The organism is Nonomuraea sp. NPDC003201 (assembly GCF_053590415.1).
In genome coordinates, this window is record NZ_JBSFTC010000001.1 from 235,607 (window position 1) to 252,050 (window position 16,444).

The 16,444-nt window shown below is 68.8% G+C and carries 21 protein-coding genes and 1 tRNA gene; 10 read left to right on the forward strand and 12 right to left on the reverse strand.

The genetic code is table 11. The annotated features are described in order from the left end of the window. Positions 1 to 3 precede the first annotated feature (3 nt). Positions 4 to 705: a FadR/GntR family transcriptional regulator gene (locus tag ACWDX9_RS01115; protein WP_363977634.1), complete on the reverse strand. Its 702-nt coding sequence runs from the start codon at positions 703 to 705 to the stop codon at positions 4 to 6. A gap of 47 nt (positions 706 to 752) precedes the next feature. Between ACWDX9_RS01115 and ACWDX9_RS01120 the strand changes: the two genes are divergently transcribed. Further along, positions 753 to 1,064 (forward strand): hypothetical protein, encoded by a 312-nt coding sequence (locus ACWDX9_RS01120; RefSeq protein ID WP_449947503.1) that lies wholly within the window; start codon positions 753 to 755, stop codon positions 1,062 to 1,064. Beyond that, positions 1,034 to 1,480 carry a hypothetical protein gene (locus ACWDX9_RS01125; RefSeq protein ID WP_449947506.1) on the forward strand — a complete coding sequence of 149 codons (447 nt, stop codon included), beginning with the start codon at positions 1,034 to 1,036 and terminating at the stop codon, positions 1,478 to 1,480. The genes ACWDX9_RS01120 and ACWDX9_RS01125 overlap by 31 nt, the downstream gene beginning before the upstream one ends. Here ACWDX9_RS01125 and ACWDX9_RS01130 read toward each other — a convergent pair. The 6 genes from ACWDX9_RS01130 to ACWDX9_RS01155 all read right to left on the reverse strand — a co-directional run bounded on the left by ACWDX9_RS01130 (position 1,405) and on the right by ACWDX9_RS01155 (position 6,297). After that, a complete protein-coding gene (locus tag ACWDX9_RS01130) occupies positions 1,405 to 1,929 on the reverse strand; it encodes a DUF305 domain-containing protein (protein ID WP_449947508.1) in 525 nt (174 codons plus the stop codon). The two genes, ACWDX9_RS01125 and ACWDX9_RS01130, sit on opposite strands and share 76 nt — an antisense overlap. Before the next feature lie 37 nt (positions 1,930 to 1,966). After that, positions 1,967 to 2,527, reverse strand: a complete 561-nt coding sequence (locus tag ACWDX9_RS01135) for a dihydrofolate reductase family protein (protein WP_449947511.1) — start codon at positions 2,525 to 2,527, stop codon at positions 1,967 to 1,969. Positions 2,528 to 2,556: 29 nt separating this feature from the next. After that, positions 2,557 to 3,504 carry a phosphotransferase family protein gene (locus tag ACWDX9_RS01140; RefSeq protein ID WP_449947513.1) on the reverse strand — a complete coding sequence of 316 codons (948 nt, stop codon included), beginning with the start codon at positions 3,502 to 3,504 and terminating at the stop codon, positions 2,557 to 2,559. A 181-nt stretch (positions 3,505 to 3,685) separates the two neighbouring features. Continuing rightward, the gene (locus ACWDX9_RS01145) at positions 3,686 to 4,312 is read right to left on the reverse strand and encodes a class I SAM-dependent methyltransferase (protein WP_449947516.1); all 627 of its coding nucleotides are present in this window, start codon (positions 4,310 to 4,312) and stop codon (positions 3,686 to 3,688) included. A gap of 145 nt (positions 4,313 to 4,457) precedes the next feature. After that, positions 4,458 to 5,225 (reverse strand): response regulator, encoded by a 768-nt coding sequence (locus ACWDX9_RS01150; RefSeq protein WP_449947519.1) that lies wholly within the window; start codon positions 5,223 to 5,225, stop codon positions 4,458 to 4,460. Continuing rightward, positions 5,206 to 6,297, reverse strand: a complete 1,092-nt coding sequence (locus ACWDX9_RS01155) for a sensor histidine kinase (RefSeq protein ID WP_449947522.1) — start codon at positions 6,295 to 6,297, stop codon at positions 5,206 to 5,208. The genes ACWDX9_RS01150 and ACWDX9_RS01155 overlap by 20 nt, the downstream gene beginning before the upstream one ends. 352 nt (positions 6,298 to 6,649) lie before the next feature. On the opposite strand from ACWDX9_RS01155, the gene ACWDX9_RS01160 reads away from it, so the two are divergent. Then, positions 6,650 to 7,660, forward strand: coding sequence for a hypothetical protein (locus ACWDX9_RS01160; protein ID WP_449947525.1), 1,011 nt, complete (start codon positions 6,650 to 6,652; stop codon positions 7,658 to 7,660). 140 nt (positions 7,661 to 7,800) lie between these two features. On the opposite strand, the gene ACWDX9_RS01165 is transcribed toward ACWDX9_RS01160, so the two are convergent. Beyond that, the gene (locus ACWDX9_RS01165; RefSeq protein ID WP_449947527.1) at positions 7,801 to 8,259 is read right to left on the reverse strand and encodes an ArsI/CadI family heavy metal resistance metalloenzyme; all 459 of its coding nucleotides are present in this window, start codon (positions 8,257 to 8,259) and stop codon (positions 7,801 to 7,803) included. An 83-nt stretch (positions 8,260 to 8,342) separates the two neighbouring features. Here ACWDX9_RS01165 and ACWDX9_RS01170 point away from each other — a divergent pair, with 83 nt between their 5' ends. The 5 genes from ACWDX9_RS01170 to ACWDX9_RS01190 all read left to right on the forward strand — a co-directional run bounded on the left by ACWDX9_RS01170 (position 8,343) and on the right by ACWDX9_RS01190 (position 11,181). Beyond that, positions 8,343 to 8,726 (forward strand): ArsR/SmtB family transcription factor, encoded by a 384-nt coding sequence (locus tag ACWDX9_RS01170; RefSeq protein WP_449947529.1) that lies wholly within the window; start codon positions 8,343 to 8,345, stop codon positions 8,724 to 8,726. Next, positions 8,723 to 9,445, forward strand: a complete 723-nt coding sequence (locus ACWDX9_RS01175) for an aquaporin (RefSeq protein ID WP_449947532.1) — start codon at positions 8,723 to 8,725, stop codon at positions 9,443 to 9,445. The genes ACWDX9_RS01170 and ACWDX9_RS01175 overlap by 4 nt, the downstream gene beginning before the upstream one ends. A 9-nt stretch (positions 9,446 to 9,454) precedes the next feature. After that, complete coding sequence (locus ACWDX9_RS01180; protein WP_449947535.1) at positions 9,455 to 9,883, forward strand: arsenate reductase ArsC; 429 nt, start codon at positions 9,455 to 9,457, stop codon at positions 9,881 to 9,883. Continuing rightward, entirely contained in the window at positions 9,880 to 10,083 is a 204-nt protein-coding gene (locus ACWDX9_RS01185; protein ID WP_449947538.1) for a hypothetical protein, read from the forward strand. The genes ACWDX9_RS01180 and ACWDX9_RS01185 overlap by 4 nt, the downstream gene beginning before the upstream one ends. Positions 10,084 to 10,296: 213 nt before the next feature. After that, a complete protein-coding gene (locus ACWDX9_RS01190) occupies positions 10,297 to 11,181 on the forward strand; it encodes an NAD(P)-dependent oxidoreductase (RefSeq protein ID WP_449947541.1) in 885 nt (294 codons plus the stop codon). Positions 11,182 to 11,238: 57 nt separating this feature from the next. On the opposite strand, the gene ACWDX9_RS01195 is transcribed toward ACWDX9_RS01190, so the two are convergent. The 4 genes from ACWDX9_RS01195 to ACWDX9_RS01210 form a co-directional block, all read right to left on the reverse strand. Further along, entirely contained in the window at positions 11,239 to 11,649 is a 411-nt protein-coding gene (locus ACWDX9_RS01195; RefSeq protein ID WP_449947544.1) for a hypothetical protein, read from the reverse strand. A gap of 88 nt (positions 11,650 to 11,737) precedes the next feature. Beyond that, positions 11,738 to 11,811: transfer RNA gene (locus ACWDX9_RS01200), tRNA-OTHER, on the reverse strand. A 102-nt stretch (positions 11,812 to 11,913) separates the two neighbouring features. Further along, positions 11,914 to 13,038 (reverse strand): LLM class flavin-dependent oxidoreductase, encoded by a 1,125-nt coding sequence (locus ACWDX9_RS01205; RefSeq protein ID WP_449947547.1) that lies wholly within the window; start codon positions 13,036 to 13,038, stop codon positions 11,914 to 11,916. A gap of 730 nt (positions 13,039 to 13,768) precedes the next feature. Further along, positions 13,769 to 15,340 (reverse strand): hypothetical protein, encoded by a 1,572-nt coding sequence (locus ACWDX9_RS01210; protein WP_449947550.1) that lies wholly within the window; start codon positions 15,338 to 15,340, stop codon positions 13,769 to 13,771. Between the two features lie 638 nt (positions 15,341 to 15,978). On the opposite strand from ACWDX9_RS01210, the gene ACWDX9_RS01215 reads away from it, so the two are divergent. Both ACWDX9_RS01215 and ACWDX9_RS01220 read left to right on the forward strand, forming a co-directional pair. After that, entirely contained in the window at positions 15,979 to 16,290 is a 312-nt protein-coding gene (locus ACWDX9_RS01215; protein WP_449947552.1) for a hypothetical protein, read from the forward strand. Then, positions 16,280 to 16,438, forward strand: coding sequence for a hypothetical protein (locus ACWDX9_RS01220; RefSeq protein ID WP_449947555.1), 159 nt, complete (start codon positions 16,280 to 16,282; stop codon positions 16,436 to 16,438). The genes ACWDX9_RS01215 and ACWDX9_RS01220 overlap by 11 nt, the downstream gene beginning before the upstream one ends. Positions 16,439 to 16,444 lie beyond the last annotated feature (6 nt).

Sequence of the window (16,444 nt, forward strand, 5' to 3'; positions counted from 1 at the left end):
GTCTTACGTCAGGGGTGATTGCAACCTGTGCTCTATAACCGTCTTGACGTCCACCAGGTGGGCCCGCATGCGCTCCTCGGCCTGCGCCGCGTCGCGTGCTTCGATGGCCTCCAGGATCGCCAGGTGCTCGTCGTAGTCGCGGCGCCGGTCGTCGAAGATCTGCAGGATCTCCTGCTGCTCGGGTCCGTGGACGGTGAGCAGCGAGTCGACGACCTCGTGCAGCACGCTGTTGCCGGCCAGCCGGGCCGTCGCCCGGTGGAAGGACATGTTCGCGTCGTGCAGGAGGGCGTCGTGGCCGCGCAGGTGCCTGCCCGCCTCTTCGAGCACCCGCTTGAGCGGGGCCAGCTCCTCGGAGTCCGCGTTGTGCGCAGCCATCGCGGCGAGCGGCGGCTCGATCACGATCCGCGCGCCGAGCAGCTCCAGGAGCTGGGCGGCGTGCATCTCGCGCATGTTGGGGTTGGGCAGGACGACCCGCTCGATGTCGGTTCCGACGTAGATGCCGGAGCCGTGCCGCATCTCGATGGCCCCGGTGGCCTCGAGCCTGCGCAGCGCCTCGCGCAGTGTCGGGGTGGTGACGGCGAAACGCTGGGAGAGCTCCCTGGTCGAGGGCAGCCTGTCGCCCGGCCGGTGCCCTCCCGTACGGATGAGCTCCAGCATGCGCTCGGTCAGAGCGTCGGACAGCGTCGGCCGCGTTACCTCGGACATATCAAGTGATCTAATCACTTATTCGTGTGGGCGTCTATGATTTCGTCATGAGACGTGTGCTGGCGTGGATCGCGGCCGTCTTGGCGGTCCTGGCGCTGGTGGGGCTGGGTGGCGCGGGCTGGTATTACTCCGGGCTGGTGATCGACCCCTCGCACGGGGGATCGTACCCGCTGGAGGTGGTGGCCTTCGAGGACGGCACGTTCCACCTCGGCGCCACCGAGTGGCGCGAGGTCGCCGCGGCCATCTCCTACGCCCGCGGCCAGGGGGCGACCGGGGTGGTGCTGTACGGGTTCTCGATGGGCGGGGCATCGCCCCTATGGCGGCCAGGATGTTACCCGGCGAGCCGATCAAGGGCCTGATCCTGGACAGCCCGGTCATGGACTGGAACGCGCCCATCGACCTGGGGGCGCGGCAGCGGGGGGTGCCGGGCTGGCTGGCCTCGGTGGGCAAGTTCGTGGTGGAGCGGCGTACGGGGATCTCGCTCGACGATCTCGACCACGTGCGGCACGCGAAGGAGTTCAGGCAGCCGATCCTGCTCTTCGTGGACGACGACGACACCAGCGTGCCCGTCGAGCCCTCGCTGCGGTTCGCGGAGCTCAGGCCGGACCTGGTGACGCTCGTACGCACGAAGGGCGGCGGCCACGTGGGCTCCTGGAACGTCGACCAGGCCCGCTACGAGCGGGGCCCTCCGGGGCTTCCTCACCGCTTCAGCAGCTTCATCATGATGTCGATCTGCCCCTTGCGGGAGGTCCGCACCTGCCCGGCCCACTGCTGAACGGCCGGGTTGGCCCCGCCCGCCACCTCGGCGGCGGCCAGTTGCACGGCGTCATCCTGATGCGCGATGAGCAGGTTGAGCAGGTCGTGCTCGAAGCTCTTGGACTTCCGCAGCGCCTGGATCCGCTTGACGTCGGTCTCGGGCATGCCTCCGTGGTGGTCGTGCGCGCCGCTCGGGGGCGAGAGCGGCTGGTCCCAGGAGTGCAGCCAGCGCAGCATCCGCTCGACCTCGCTCTGCTGCGTGCTGGCGATGGCCGCGACCAGCGTCCGGAGCTCCGGCGTGGTGGCGCGCTCCGCCCCCACCTTGGCGATCTCGATGCCCTGCCGGTGGTGCGGCACCATCATCTGCACGAACATCACGTCCTCGGCGTTGACCGGGGCCTCCTGGGTCGGGGCCGGGCCGCAGGCCGTGATCAGCAGCAGGGCCGCTAAGGCGGGCAGCGCGCGCATAATCGATAGGAAACCTTCCTAAGGGTTTCCTGTCAGGCTACGTGACTTCGTAGCGAAGGTAAACGATCCCCGAGGGGAACGCCCGGGTTTCCAGCAGCCGGGTCCTGATGGAGGCGTCGAGCTGGGGGAAGAACGGCTTGCCCGCGCCCAGCACGAGCGGGTGGACGAAGATGCGGAACTCGTCCACCAGCCCGAGCCGCAGCACGCTCCACGCCAGCGTGGCCCCGCCCAGGTCGAGGTCGCCGCTGTCCTGCCGCTTGAGCCTGGTCACCTCCTCCTCGAGGTCGCCGGTGACGAGCGTGCTGTTCCAGCCGACCTGATCGAGGGTCTTGGAGAAGACGTACTTGGGCATGGCCCGCCAGATCCTGGCGAAGTCGACCTCGAGCGCGTGGGCGTCGGGGCTCTGGTCGGCGGTGGGCCAGTAGGCGGACATGTTCTCGTAGAGGCGCCGGCCGTAGAGGGACCCGCCCATTTCGCGGGACATGTCGTTGATGAACGCGTGGACCTCCTCGTCGGGCGCGGACCAGCCGATGTCGCCGTTCGGGGACTCCACGTAGCCGTCGAGGGAGATCAGCATCGAGTAGATGATTTTCCGCATGCTCTTAAGACTGCTCCGGGCCGCGGAACTCATCGCCTTCTCGCGAGGAACTCCAGCGCCTCCCCGCTGTGGAACTTCGAGATCCCCAGCATGAACTCCCGGTCCGGGAAATCGCCGTCGAGCAGCCGGAGCGGCCCGGCGGTGAGCGACAGGTGCTGGGCCAGCTGGTACAGCCTCATCCGGCCCTCGTCCAGCCCGTCGACGCGCAACCGTTCGTAATGCTCGTGGAACCGGATCCGCAGGAAGACGTGCTCCCATTCGACGTCGAAGAACATCGTGCCTTCGATGTCGATCAGCACCGGCGCGTCGTGGTCGTCCACCAGCACGTGATCGGGCCCGAGCTCCCCGTGGATGAGCCCGTGATCCGCCCGCGGCCGCACGCCCGCGGCCATCTCCCGCAGCGCGCTCTCGAAGTCCTCCCGGACCGCGCCGATCCGCCCGACCCGGACGGCCGCCTCGTCCAGGTCCCGCAGCGCGTGCTCCAGCACGACCTCGACCGCGGATCGCCGCCGGATCCCCTCGATCTTCCCCACCCACGGGGCCCGCTCCCGCCCCATGGCCTCAAGGCTCTCGGCCAGCCGATCCATCACCCGGCCCGCCCGCGCCGGGTCGTCGCGCAGCAACGCCTCCAACGTCCCGCCGCGTACATCCTCGACCACCATGACGTCGCCCGGCCGGTCCACCAGGTAGACCTCGGGCACCCGCACCCCGAGGCCGCTCAACCGCCCATGGGCGACCTCGAAGAACCGCAGCCCGGACGCATGGCCGAACGGGGTCTCCGCGTCGGCGTTCGCCGCGGCGGGCCAGAAGTCCTCCTCCTGGGACCAGACGTAGACGATCGCGCCGGGCCCGTCGTCGTCGAACGAGAGCCGGTAAACGCCCTTCTTGCTCCCGCCCCTGAGCCGCTCGACCCCTGCCGGCCGGCGCCCCTTCCCGAAGGCCGCTCGCGCGATCTCGGCGAACCGCTGACCATCCATCACATGCCCTTCATCGCTGTGCCGTGGATCCTCAAGCTCCCAGACTCCACACCCGGATGGTCCTGTCGAGGCCGCTCGAAATGGCGACAGGGGTGCCGTCGCTGCGCTTGCCCACCGCCACCGCCTATTGCGATCGCTCTGGTCAGCACGCTGCGGATTCCTCTCATAGTCCCAAAGCTGATCATCCAGATCGCCGCAACGTCAGCGACTGGAACCGGAGATTGTCAGATCCCACGACGTGGAAATCCACCACCTCGAAAGTCCTGCGTGCGTACTCCTGGAGCTGCTCATCGCTGCGGAAAGAGAAGAACCGAGGAGGATGATGATCATCCTCCTCGAAGGGACCCTCACCCGTCACGCTGCCTCCGCCATAAACGCCGAGAAAGAAGAGGCCGCCGGGCCGCATCAGCGTGTGGATCGCATCCAGTACCGCCGGAAGGTCGCTGTTGGGCACATGCAGCAAGCAGTTCAGCGCGTACACCGCGTCGAACGAACACGGCGCGAAATCGAGGCTCAGAAAGTCCATGACATGGGCTTCGACGCCCTTCTCCCGGCAGAGAGCCACCATGGCAGGAGACAGATCGACGGCCACGACTTCGAGGCCGTTTTCCTGAAAGTACGCGCTGTCCTGGCCCGTTCCGGCCCCGACCTCCAGCAGTCGCCCGCGACGGTCCCCCTGCAGACGGCTCAGGAACGCCTCCCGCTCCGCCAGCTTCCACGGGGCTTTGCCGCTGACCTCACGCCGCTCGGCGCCACCGTCATATGCCGTTCGGAGGGAGCCGATCACGTCGTCGTAGCGCACGCTCATCGCGCCATGATGCCCTACGAAGGATCTTCGGCAACAGGCACCCGTTGACCTCCCGGATCATCCGAGAGTGCCTCTGGCCTGGCGCCGCCTTGGGGACGGCAAGACCTGCGACCGCCAGGGCGGTACGAGGCTGGAGCCGGCTGTCCTACGAGGCGTCGTGGACGACCAGAGCCAGCTGAACCCGGTTGTCCAGGCCCGCCTTGGTGAGGATGCGGGAGATGTAGCCCTTGACCGTGCCCACGCTCATGTGCAGCTCACCGGCGATGACGGCGTTGGTCTTGCCCTGCCCGACCGCGAGCGCCACCTCCCGTTCGCGCTCGCTGAGTGCCGACAGCACCCGCCGGGCGTCGGCCCGCCGCCGGTTGTCCTCCTCGGGCACCAGGTGGGCGATCAACCGCCGGGTGACGCTCGGCGACAGGCTGGGCTCGCCGGCGGCGACGCGCCGGATCGCCTCGACGATCCCCTCGGGCGGCGTGTCCTTCAGCAGGAACCCGCTGGCTCCCGCGCGCAGCGCCCGGAACACGTGCTCGTCGGCGTCGAACGTGGTCAGGATGATGACCTCCGGCGCGTCCTGGCGGGCGCGCAGCCTGCGGGTCGCGTCGATGCCGTCGACGCCGGCCATCCGGATGTCCATCAGCACCACGTCGGGAGAGTACTCGCCGACCGCGGCCTGGACCTGCGCACCGTCCGCCACCGCGCCCACCACCTGGAGGGCGGGCGCTCCCTTGAGCATCAACGTCAGCCCGGTACGGACGAGCGCGTCGTCGTCGACGATGAGCACCCGGATCGCGGCGGACGCACCCCCGCCCCCGCCGAGGGACGCACCCGCGGACCCGCCCCCGGCCGGACCCGCAGACCCACCCACGGGCGGACCCGTGGACCCGCTCACCGGCTCACTCATGGGGCCGCTCACGTGGCCATGGTAGCCGCGCCGCCAGCCGGAACCCGCCGCCTTCGGTACGTCCCCGCTCCAGACGCCCGCCCGCCAGCGATACCCGTTCCTCCAACCCGGCCAACCCAGCTCCGCCCCCGGTCGTGGCCAGCTCCGCCGCCTCCCGCCCGGCGGCCGGCGGGTTGCGCACCTCGACCGTCAGCTCCCCACCGGCCGCGCCGGAGACCACGACGGTGACGGGCCGGCCGGGCGCGTGCTTGCGCGCGTTGGTCAGCCCCTCCTGCACGACGCGGTACGCCGTGCGCCGCGTCGTCTCCGGCAGGTCGGCGAAGCGTACGTCGTTCTCGTACAGCTCGATGCGCATCCCGGCCCGCCGCGACTCCTCCACCAGCGGCGCGAGCCCGGTCAGCGGGAGCTCGGCCGAAGGGCTCTCGCGCAGCACGGAGATGACCGCGCGCAGCTCCTGCAGGGCCTGGTGGGCGCTGGTCCGGATCACCCCGGCCGCCTCGGCGACCTCGTCCGGCCTGGCACCGGCATTGAACTCCAGCGCCCCGGCGTGCACCGCCAGCAGCGACAGCCGGTGGGCGAGCACGTCGTGCATCTCGCGGGCGATGCCGAGGCGTTCGGCACGGCGGGCCTCCTCCGCGCGCAGCCGCTGGTCGGCCTCGGCGCGGCGGGCCCGTTCCGCCAGTGACGCCAGCAGCTCCCGCCGGGTCCTGGCCAGGATGCCCCAGCCCGTGATCGCCCCGCCGAACAGCACGCCGACCAGCGCCCACACCGGATACGGCGCCAGCCCCGGCGGCCGCCAGGCGAACCTGACCAGCGTCGCCGCCACCCACGCCACCCCCACCGCGACGGCCACGGGCGGTCGCCGGTACAGCGCCGCGACGAGCGCGGCGATCCCCGCGGCCACCGACGCGGCCGCGGCCGGGACGGACAGCGCGATGACGACCAGCGAGGCGCCCACCGGCCACCGCCGGCACAGCCACAGTCCCGCGCACGCCAGAGCCCCGCCGGCCACGTCGGCCCACAGGTACCAGCCGGGCGTCCCCGGGACCAGATCCCCCCAGACCACCGCCCCGGCCCCGGCCACGGCGAGCACGATGCCACCGGTCCCGACCGCCCAGTCACGCGGCGACCGCCCCGATCCCGAGCCACTCCCGCCCTGGTGACCGCTCCCGGCTGCGCGGCCCCGTCCCGAGCCGTCATCGTCTGCGGCTTCTCCATGCCTCCAGGGTTCGCCGTCGCGGCGACCCCCGTCCTGGCCCTGTGCTGCGAACACAACCGCAGATCGTATCCGCCGCCCTTACACCTGGTAAGCAACCAAGGTCACCATCGCCGCCCCACCATGGCAACCAAAGTCACCACCCGGAAGCGACCGAAGAGGCCATGGACCGGCCTGGCGACAGCAGCGCCCCGCGCCCGCCGCGGGAGACCGTAGGCGCATGGTCACCTCACGAGCACGCGGCCGGTGGGCCGCGCTCCTGCTGGCCGGGCTCACCCCGGTCGTCGCCGAGCTCACGCTCGGCAATCCGCCCCTCCGCCAGGCGTGGCTGCTGCTGCTGTGGGTGCCGATCTACGGCGCCGGCACCGTACTGATCCGCGAGCTGGTACGCCGTACCGGCCGGGGCTGGCTCGCCATCCTGCTGCTCGGGGCGGCGTACGGGATCGTGGAGGAAGGGCTGGCGCTGCAGGCGCTCACCAGCCCGACCATCTACGGCGTGGCCGACTGGGCGCCCAGGATCCTCGGCCTCAACAGCGCCTACACCGAGCTGAACATCCCCTACCACGCGGTCTTCAGCGTGGCGCTGCCGATCCTGCTGGTGGATCTCATCGTCCCGGATCTTCGCCATCGTCCCTATCTGGGGCGGACCGGGCTGGTCGTGGCGGGGGTGGTGTTCGTGCTGGGCGCCCTGCTGCTGCGGTGGACGACGGCCTTCATCGACCCCGGCTACCAGGCGCCGCCGGCGGTGCTGGCGGCGTTCGTGCTGGCCATCGCGGTGCTCGCGGTGCTCGCGCTGCGGTTCGTCCCCCGCCCGACCGACGTGCCGGCCGCCGCGCCCCGGACGGTTCCCGCGCCGCCGGTCGTCGCGTGCCTGGCCGGGGTGGTGGCGTTCGGATATCTCGCGCTGCTGTTCCCCTTCGGCGGCGCCCAGCACCCGGCCTTCACCCAAGGCGGCTGGGTGGCGGTCCCGATGGTGGCTGCGGCGCTCCTGGCGGTGGTGGCAGCGGTACTGCTGCGCCGATGGACGGCACACGGCGGATGGCACGACCGGCACAGCCTGGCGCTGGCCAGTGGGGCGCTCGTGGCGCACACCGTGTTCGGGGTGATCGCCAACGGCGAGAACACCACCGACCGCCTGTCGCTGGCCGCGCTCGGACTCGTCATGACCGTCCTGCTGGCCCTGCTCGCCCGGCGCACGCGAAGCGCCATTGACTCGTCGGGGCGCGCTTGAGAGCGCAGAAGCCCTCCGCGATCTTGCGGAGGGCTTCTGGCCTGGAGCCGCCTTGGGGATTCGAACCCCGGGCCCCTTCATACAGGGATGGCCCGCAAGCCTGCACGCGCGGGCCCCAGCGAGCGAAGAGAAGCCCGTGGTCAGCAGCAGTCGGCCGAGGCGCTGACCGGCTCGGTGGCCTGCTCGCCGGCCGGGGTGCAACAGGCCGGATCGACTTCCCTGGTCAGGGTGTCGGCGTCGTCCTTGACCACGTACACCTCCCATGGCTCGGCGCCGGGACCGTGTACCCAGACCTTGTCCTGGAGGGCGTAGCAGCAGGAGGTGTCGTTCTCCTCGAAGGTGGCCAGCCCGGCGTCCTTGAGCCGCTGGGTGGCGGCGTTGACCTGGGCGGTGTCCTCGACCTCGACGCCGAGGTGGTCCATGCGGGTCGGCTCGCCCTCCTCTCCCTCGATGAGCACCAGCTTGAGCGGGGGTTCGGCGATGGCGAAGTTGGCGTAGCCGGGGCGGCGCTTGGCCGGTTCGGTGCCGAACAGCTTGGAGTAGAAGGTGATCGAGCCTTCCAAGTCGGCGACGCGGAGGGCGAGCTGGACGCGGGACATGACGATCTCCCATCGTTGTTTCGACGGATGTCTAAGTAGTGCCGAGTTTGCGCCGCTGCTTAGGAATCTGTCAAATTAGAGATATGTCGAAACAGGAGCTGCCGGTGCTCGCCTCCGAGTGCTGCGCACCGCTGATCGCGGAGCCGATCGCTGAAGACGAGGCCGCGGAGATGGCTCGCGTGTTCAAGGCGCTCGGCGACCCGATCCGGTTGCGGCTGCTGTCCCTGATCGGCGCGCAGGAGAGCGGCCGCCAGATCGGTGACGGGGTGTGCGTGTGCGAGTTGACCGGCGCCTTCGCGGTCACCGCGCCGACGATCTCGCATCATCTCAAAGTGCTGCGTGAGGCCGGCCTGATCGACAGTCAGCGGCGCGGCACCTGGGTCTACTACTGGATCATCCCGGCCACGCTGAAGCGCCTGACCGGCGTACTGGCCCTGCCCGAGACGCTTGTCGCGGACGCGCGGTGAACCTGGCACGCCGGGCGCTTGCCGAGTTCGCCGGCACCGCCGCCCTGGTGGCCGTGGTGGTCGGCTCCGGCATCATGGCAACCGATCTTTCGCGTGACGTCGGCGTACAACTGCTGGCCAACAGCCTGGCCACGGCGTCAGGACTGGCGGTGCTCATCTTGATCCTCGGGCCCGTGTCCGGCGCGCACTTCAATCCGGTCGTCTCCGTGGCGGCCTGGGTCCTCACCCGACGCGACGCTGCCCCGGCGATGCGCGGACGGGAAGTGGCGGCCTACCTGCCCGCCCAGGTCGCCGGAGCCGTCGCGGGGGCCGTCCTGGCGAACGCCATGTTCGCGCTCCCGGCCGTTCAGGTCTCGGCTCGTGACCGGTCGGCCCCTCACCTGCTGCTGGGTGAGGTGGTGGCCACCGCGGGGCTCATCGTGGTCGTCTTCGCGTTGGCCCGGCAAGGCCGCGCCGCGCTCGCCCCGGTCGCGGTGGGCGGCTACATCGGCGCCGCCTACTGGTTCACCAGCAGTACGAGCTTCGCCAACCCCGCCGTCACCCTGGGCCGGGCCTTCACCGACACCTTCGCCGGGATCGCCCCTGCTTCGGTGCCCGCTTTCATCGTCGCCCAGCTGGCCGGAGCCGCGCTCGGCGGCCTGCTGCTGGTCGCGCTCTACCCGAACAGCCCGCAGCCCGGTGCGGAGTCCGTCCCCGCCTCTGCCTACCAGCCTCGATAGGAGGAACCCGTGCCGGACCAGATCGACGCGCCGCCGCAGGTGTTGTTCGTGTGCGTGCACAACGCGGGCCGCTCCCAGATGGCCGCCGCCTTCCTGACCCACCTGGCCGGCGATCGGGTACGCGTGCGTTCGGCCGGTTCCGCGCCTGCCGACCAGGTGAACCCGGCCGTGGTGGAGGCGATGGCAGAGCGTGGCATCGACATCTCGGCCGAGATTCCCAAGGTGCTCACCGTCGATGCCGTACAGGCCAGCGACGTCGTGATCACCATGGGTTGCGGCGACGCCTGCCCGATCTTTCCCGGCAAGCGCTACGAGGACTGGGTACTGGACGATCCGGCCGGCCAGGGCGTCGAAGCCGTACGCCCGATCCGGGACGCGATCGAGGCCCGCGTACGTGTGCTGATCTCTGACCTCACCTCCGCTACCGCAGACAGGTGAGCCTGAACGGGATGGCCCATGGGCCGCTCATCGAGTCCATGCGTGCCGCCCATGCCGATCAGGTGCCGGCCGTCTACCAGCTCGGGATCGACGGAGGCCAGGCCACCTTCGAGACCACCGCCCCGACCTGGCCCCAGTTCGACGTGTCCAAGCTGCCCGACCCCCCCACGTCGCCCTCGGCACCCTCGTGGCATGCCTGATCGACTACCCGGCCGTTTCGGCCTGCAGCGCCCACGCCGGGGTGGTCGAGCATTCGATCTGAAGCAAGAGCGTAGACAGTACTCGTCCCTCAGCCCGTGGCGACAACGTGGCTCCCTGGGCTCCCGCGTATCGCCGTGCCCCTCCCGTGGTGAATCCGTAGCAGATCCGTTGCGGCTCCCTCGATCGTGGAGGTCCTGACGAGAGGAGCACTCATGTCCGAGCAGAACCCCGCCCCTGTGACCGTGATCGGTCTGGGCCCGATGGGCCGGGCGCTGGCCACCGCTTTCCTGAACGCCGGCCATCGGACCACGGTATGGAACCGGACGCCGGGTAAGGATGAGGACCTGGTCGAGCGGGGTGCCCTCCGCGCCGAGTCACCCGAAGCTGCGGTCGCCGCGAGCCCTTTGACGGTTGTCTGTGTCGTCAACTACGACGCGGTCGACGCCATCGTCCGGCGCGGCCCGGTCACCGGCGCGCTGAAGGGACGCACGGTGGCCAACCTGACCGCCGACACCCCCGATCGAGCCCGCGCCACCGCGGCCTGGGCGGCCGAGCACGGCATCGACTACCTGGACGGGGCGATCATGACGCCGACCCCGACCATCGGAACACCCGCCTCGGTGCTCCTCCACAGCGGCCCGGAGCGGCTCTACCAGGCGCACAAGCCGACGTTGGATGCCCTGGGCGGCACCCAGACACATCTCGGCGAGGACATCGGCCGGGCCGCTGCGTACGACATCGCTCTGCTCGACATCTTCTGGACCGCCATGACGGGGTACGCACACGCGGTTGCCGTGGCCAGGGCGGAAGGCATTACCGCCCAGGAGCTGGCACCCTTCGCCGGGGGAATCGCGACGATCCTGCCGCCGCTGTTCGAGCAGAGCGCGGCGGACGTGGACAAGGGAAACTACGTCGACGACATCAACCCGATCACCTCGGCGGCGTCGTCGATGACCCACATCGTCCACCTCTCCGAGGCCCACGGCATTGACGCGAGCGTGATGCGCGCCGCCGAAGGCCTCGCGCGCCGCGTCATCGGCCTCGGCCACGGCACCGATGGCCTCTTCCGGATCATCGAGCTCCTCACCCCCCGCTGAGACTCAGCGGAGAGCGTATGCTCGCCGGCGCAGGAAACCGGCAAATGCTGTCAGACGTCACTGACAGAGTGCCGTGGTTGGCTGACGTCCCTGCCTCAGTCTCCGATCTCTGATCACCGCAAGCACAAGGAGATGAGTCAACAGGCCAATGCCCAGGAGCAGTCCAGCGACCTGAAACGCAGGCGTCGTGAGTTCACCGGACAGGGACTTGAAGGTCAAGGCAAACCCCAACCAGAGCTGAGACCCGCCCCCGAGGCGTGCTCGAACCCAGGGAATGCTCCGCAGAACAGCCGTTGCCGAGATGACAAAAGCAAAGATCAGGAAGAACGCGGCAAGATCGTGGGGAGGATTCATCAGCAGTAGCGCCATCCCGCCCACGAGGCCCACCACTGATACTGCGACCACGATCACGCGCTGCGGCACGGTCAGGGCGTCAAACCACGACCGCTTCTGATCAACTGGCTCCACGGGCTCACTGTTCCACAAGTGGCCATAAGCGACCACCCACGTCGCGACACCACCTTGCCAGGGAATCCTTAGACACCCAAAAGCCCGGAGCCGCCTTGGGGATTCGAACCCCAGACCCCTTCATTACGAGCAAATCGAAGACCTGCTCCCAGCAAGGGCGGCGCGGCCCTGACCAGCCCTCAACCATCCCCAGGCGTACGTCAGCGTCCGTGATCGTCTGACGCGACTGTCACCCAGTCCGTCACTCACGGCTGGCGGGTCCGCTCAGGTGAGGAGTTTCGCGAGCTGGGCCATCTCGGTTGGTGGGTCGATCACCGGCTGGATGAGCAGTTCGTCGATGCCGGCCTGTTCCAGGGTGGTGATGCGGGCGCGGAGGTCGTTGCGGGTGCCGACCAAGGCCAGGGTGTTCATCAGTGAGGGCAGGATCAGGTCCCGGTCCTGCGGTGCGATGCGTTCGAGGTAGTTGGGGTAGAGCTTGGTGTGCCGGTCGGGTGCGGTGGCGGTGGTGCCGCGCCGGTCGAGGAGCCGCCGCACCGCCTCGCGTTCCCCGGGGCCGAGTTGGTCGGCGAAAGCGCGTGCGTCGGCGGCGGTGTCGGCGGCGAAGGCCAGCAGCGACAGGACGATGTGGCCGGTTGCGTCCCGGGCCGCGTCGCCGCGGGGGTCCTCGTCCTCGTCGAGTATGTGCAGCGCGGTGACCACGTAGGAGTCCATGCGGGAGTCCATGCGGGAGTCCGTGCGGGAGTCCGTGCGGGAGTCCGTGCGGGAGTCCGTGCGGGGGTCGGGGTCACGTGGCGTGTCGTGAGCGGCGTGGCGGCGGGCGTCATGGAGTGCTTGCCAGGCGGTGGGGTCCAGCAGGCCGAAGGAGATCAGGCCGGTGCCGCGGCGGCCGGCGACGGCGGCGGCCTTCGGTCCTAGCGCGGCCACGACGAACTCGATCGGGTCGGCCGTGTTCGCGTGCGCCCCGGCGTGCAGGAATCGGACGTTACGGACTCGGTCACCTTCGCGGTACTCGATGGTGCGTCCGGCGCACAGGTTCTGCAGCGCGGCGGTGAAGTTCTCCATCGTGGCTGCCGTGGTCGGCCGCATGCCCAAGGTGCGCCGGGCGGTGTTCCCGGTGCCGATCCCGCAGATGATCCGGCCCGGTGCCAGGGCGTTGAGGCTGGCGAACGCGCTCGCGGCGGCCGGGGCCGAGCGCAGCGCCGGTGAGGTCACGCCGATGCCGAGCCTGATGCGGCGGGTGGCCTTCGCACACAGTGCCAGGGCGACGAAGGGGTCGCCGTGGACCATCGGGGTGTCGTTGAGCCAGAAACTGTGCAGGCCCAACTCCTCGGCCTGTCCGGCGAGGTCCTCCACACCGGGGTGTGCGGTGACCACGACGCCTGCACGCATCACAACCTCCAAGGCGCAAGGAATCGAACGTAGTCAGCCTGACACCAGACGGTGGATCGAGCACGTCGAGGTCGATGGGACGGTCGGCACCGAGCGGTTGCGGGTGTCGTTCCGCGACATCGAAGGCGGAATGCGACGACTCAACCTGAACACCGACACGACGCCGGGAGTTTCAGTTCGGGTGGAACCTGTGATGAGAGCGCATCCCACGACATCCGGTCCGCACCGTGATCACGGCTTATCTCCCGAAAGACCTATGCCTCGGGCCATAGGAATGCTGTCCCATGACACGGTACTGGTGCGCGGTACCCCTGTGTCGAGAACGCACGACCCCAGAACAGCACGCAGAAGCCCTCCGCGATCTTGCGGAGGGCTTCTGGCCTGGAGCCGCCTTGGGGATTCGAACCCCAGACCCCTTCATTACGAGCAAAATCAAGGACTTGCTCATCCTCTCCCGCCGAGGAGGTGACCTGCCTTTTGCCGTCCGTCAGAGTCCGTGGACGTCCATGATCGAACGTGCTCGTTGTCACTCACTTCGTCACCCGGTCGGGTCGGCAAGACCTTCGAGCGCCAGGGACAAAGACGCGGCTCAGCGCGGCTTTGCCGACCGGATCGCTCCCAGGCCGCATGCCTGGTGGGCGGCAGGCGCACGGCTGGGTGACGGCGCCCAGCACCGCCGCCCTTGATCCCCATGAGATCCATTCGGCAGGGCACTGGACGCCGTTTGGACTCATTCCTTCAGTTCAGTCTTGGCGGCGAACAGAGTTCCCCGTTCCGTGCCCTGCCCCCGGCGAATGTTCAGCCCCTCCTTGCGGAAGCTGATCCATCCTTCACCGTCAGTCAGTCCCCGCACGACTCTGGTTTTCACGATGTCGTGGGTCGCATAACCGACGTCCAGATGAGTCAGGTGGCTGTTGTCCTTCCGGTGGACTTTGAGCCCCTCCACGGGGAAGGTGATCCATCCGTCGTCGGCGCTTCTCCCCTGCACCCATTCGGTGTTGACGCCGTTGAGGTCGGCCTTGTCGGCGTGCACGGATCCCCATGCTCCGCTTCCCTGGCGGACGTCGAGCCCGTCCTTGGCGAAGGTGATCTTCCCGTCGTCGGCGCTTCTCCCCTGCACCCATTCGGTGTTCACACCGTTGAGGTCGGCCCTGTCGGCGAACACGGATCCCCGGGACTGCCCGGCCCCCTTACGCACGTTCAGCCCATCCTTGGGGAAGCTGATCCATCCGTCGTCGGCGCCTCTTCCCTGCACCCATTCGGTGTTGATGCCGTTGAGGTCAGCCTTGTCGGCGTGCACAGTCCCCCATGCCCCGCTTCCGTTGCGGACGTCGAGCCCGTCCTTGGGGAAGGTGATCTTCCCGTCGTCGGCGCTCCTCCCCTGCACCCAACCGGTGTTCACACCGTTGAGATCGGCCCTGTCGGCAGTCACGGCGCCCCGCCCGCCAGAGTTGTCCGAGATCTCCACCCCTGTACCGGTGAAGGTGACGCGCCCCTTCTTTCCGTCCGCCGCCCCCTGGACCCAGGGCGTGTCAATCCCGATGGTGGCGGTGAGCGTTTCCAGGACGGGGAAGCGCACTTGGACGGTGGTGGTGAGGAAGTGCTGCTTCTGGGTGACGGGGTCGGTGGCGACGAGCGTGTAGGTGGTGGCCCGCTTCGGCGCGTCGGGCGGGGTCCAGGTACGACTGTCCGAGGAAATGTCCTTCTGCCCGCCGGGGAACAGGATCCTGTAGTCGAATTCGGGGGACCCCTCCCAGCTCAGCGTGAGGTTTTCGCCGACGCCCACCATGCCCTTGTCCGGGTGGAAGTCACGCGGCGCCGGAATCTCCTTCGGAGCGGTCTTGACCAGCGCCACCGACGTGTAGCGGGTGTGCTCCCCGTCATCGTCTTCGGTCTTCTCTCTCACCGTCAGCACGGCCGGCCCGGCGGTGGCGGCAATGGTGACGTTCTCCATCGTCAGCACCAGGTAGTCGCCGGGTTTGAAAGAAGCTACGCCCCCGCTCTTGGGGGTGACTTCAAAGATGTTGGTGTCCCGCTGCGGGTCGACCTTCACCTCCTGGGTACTCGCCTGGGTCCCCCACCGGTTGTCGGTGTACTTGCCCTTCATCTCCGGGAGCTTCGGGGTGAGGTCGCCAACGCCGTCGCCGACGGGCACCTTCACCTCGATCCTGGACCAATCCGTCCTCCTTGCGGTGTTGGTGATGACCAGGTACACCGTCCCTGTGGATTTGGACCTCCGTCCGGCCGCTGACGCCTCTACGGACGCCGGGTCGGTGAAGACGGTGTAGGTCAATGCGGTCATGATCACGACTCCTTTTTGGGAGGACGGCACAGGCCGATGAGCCGCCCGCCCCGAGAGCACCGGGGGCAGGACAGGCGGCGACGCTGGGACACATTCGAAACCCCCCGCTTGGAGATACGCCCCAGAAGATCGCCCTTTAGATCCAAACGTGCGCATTGGAGCGCGACAATAGAACGCGAGGCGGCCATAGCAGGGCGATTCAGCAATACCTTCAGCGTCTTGACAAGCATTCGGTCCATGCGCCACTGGCGCGCCGCGAATGCCTGCCAAGCCGTGCGCCTACGCGAGTGTCCCGGGCTGGATGGCGTGAAGCCGGAACCCCGCCTCTCTTACGACGTACGGGCCATCCTCGATGCTCAGGCCATGTGGCAGTGGCTCCCCGAGAAGCCGCTCATGCGCAGGCCTCTGGTCTTTTCCCGAGGACTGGGGCACGCACTTCCCGCCGGCCAGGCCGCCAGCCCGTTCACCGCAGCACTCGCCGAGCTGATCGCCCTCCAGTCAACCAGTTACACATATGATCGACGACCACGAGCGCGCCGCCGGGGAACGCCACCCCCGGCCCCCGAGCGCGGTGAAACAATCTCCGGATGAGCACTCTCGCTGAACGACTCCGCGCCGGAGCAGGCCACTACCCAAGCATGATCGCCGCCGTCGAACTCCTCATCGCCGACACCCAGAGCGCGTGGCTCGACAAAGAAGAATTCACCGACGTCTTCGTGTACGAGCACGAGGACAAAGACAAGGCAGTCATCGACTGGCGCAAGGCCCGCGAGTGGTTCGACAGCGGCTATTTCGGAGACAGTAACGTCAACAACCTGAGCCGCTCCATCCTGGAGTTCGCCATCGCGCTCGGCGAGGAGCGCTACTTCTTCGATGCCATGGACAACCAACGACGCAGCGCACTCGCCGCCGCAACAGCCCGCGTCACCGCGCCGCTAATTGGTCTTTAAGCTCCGGACGACGGCTGAACTTTCGGCCGGCACCCTGATCATCTCCACCTCCGCGGGGACGGGCATGGACGGCTACAGCGGGGACGGCGGCCCGGCCACCAACGCCAAGCTGCACAGCCCTGAGGGCCATTACTACCGGGCCCCATAGAAGCTC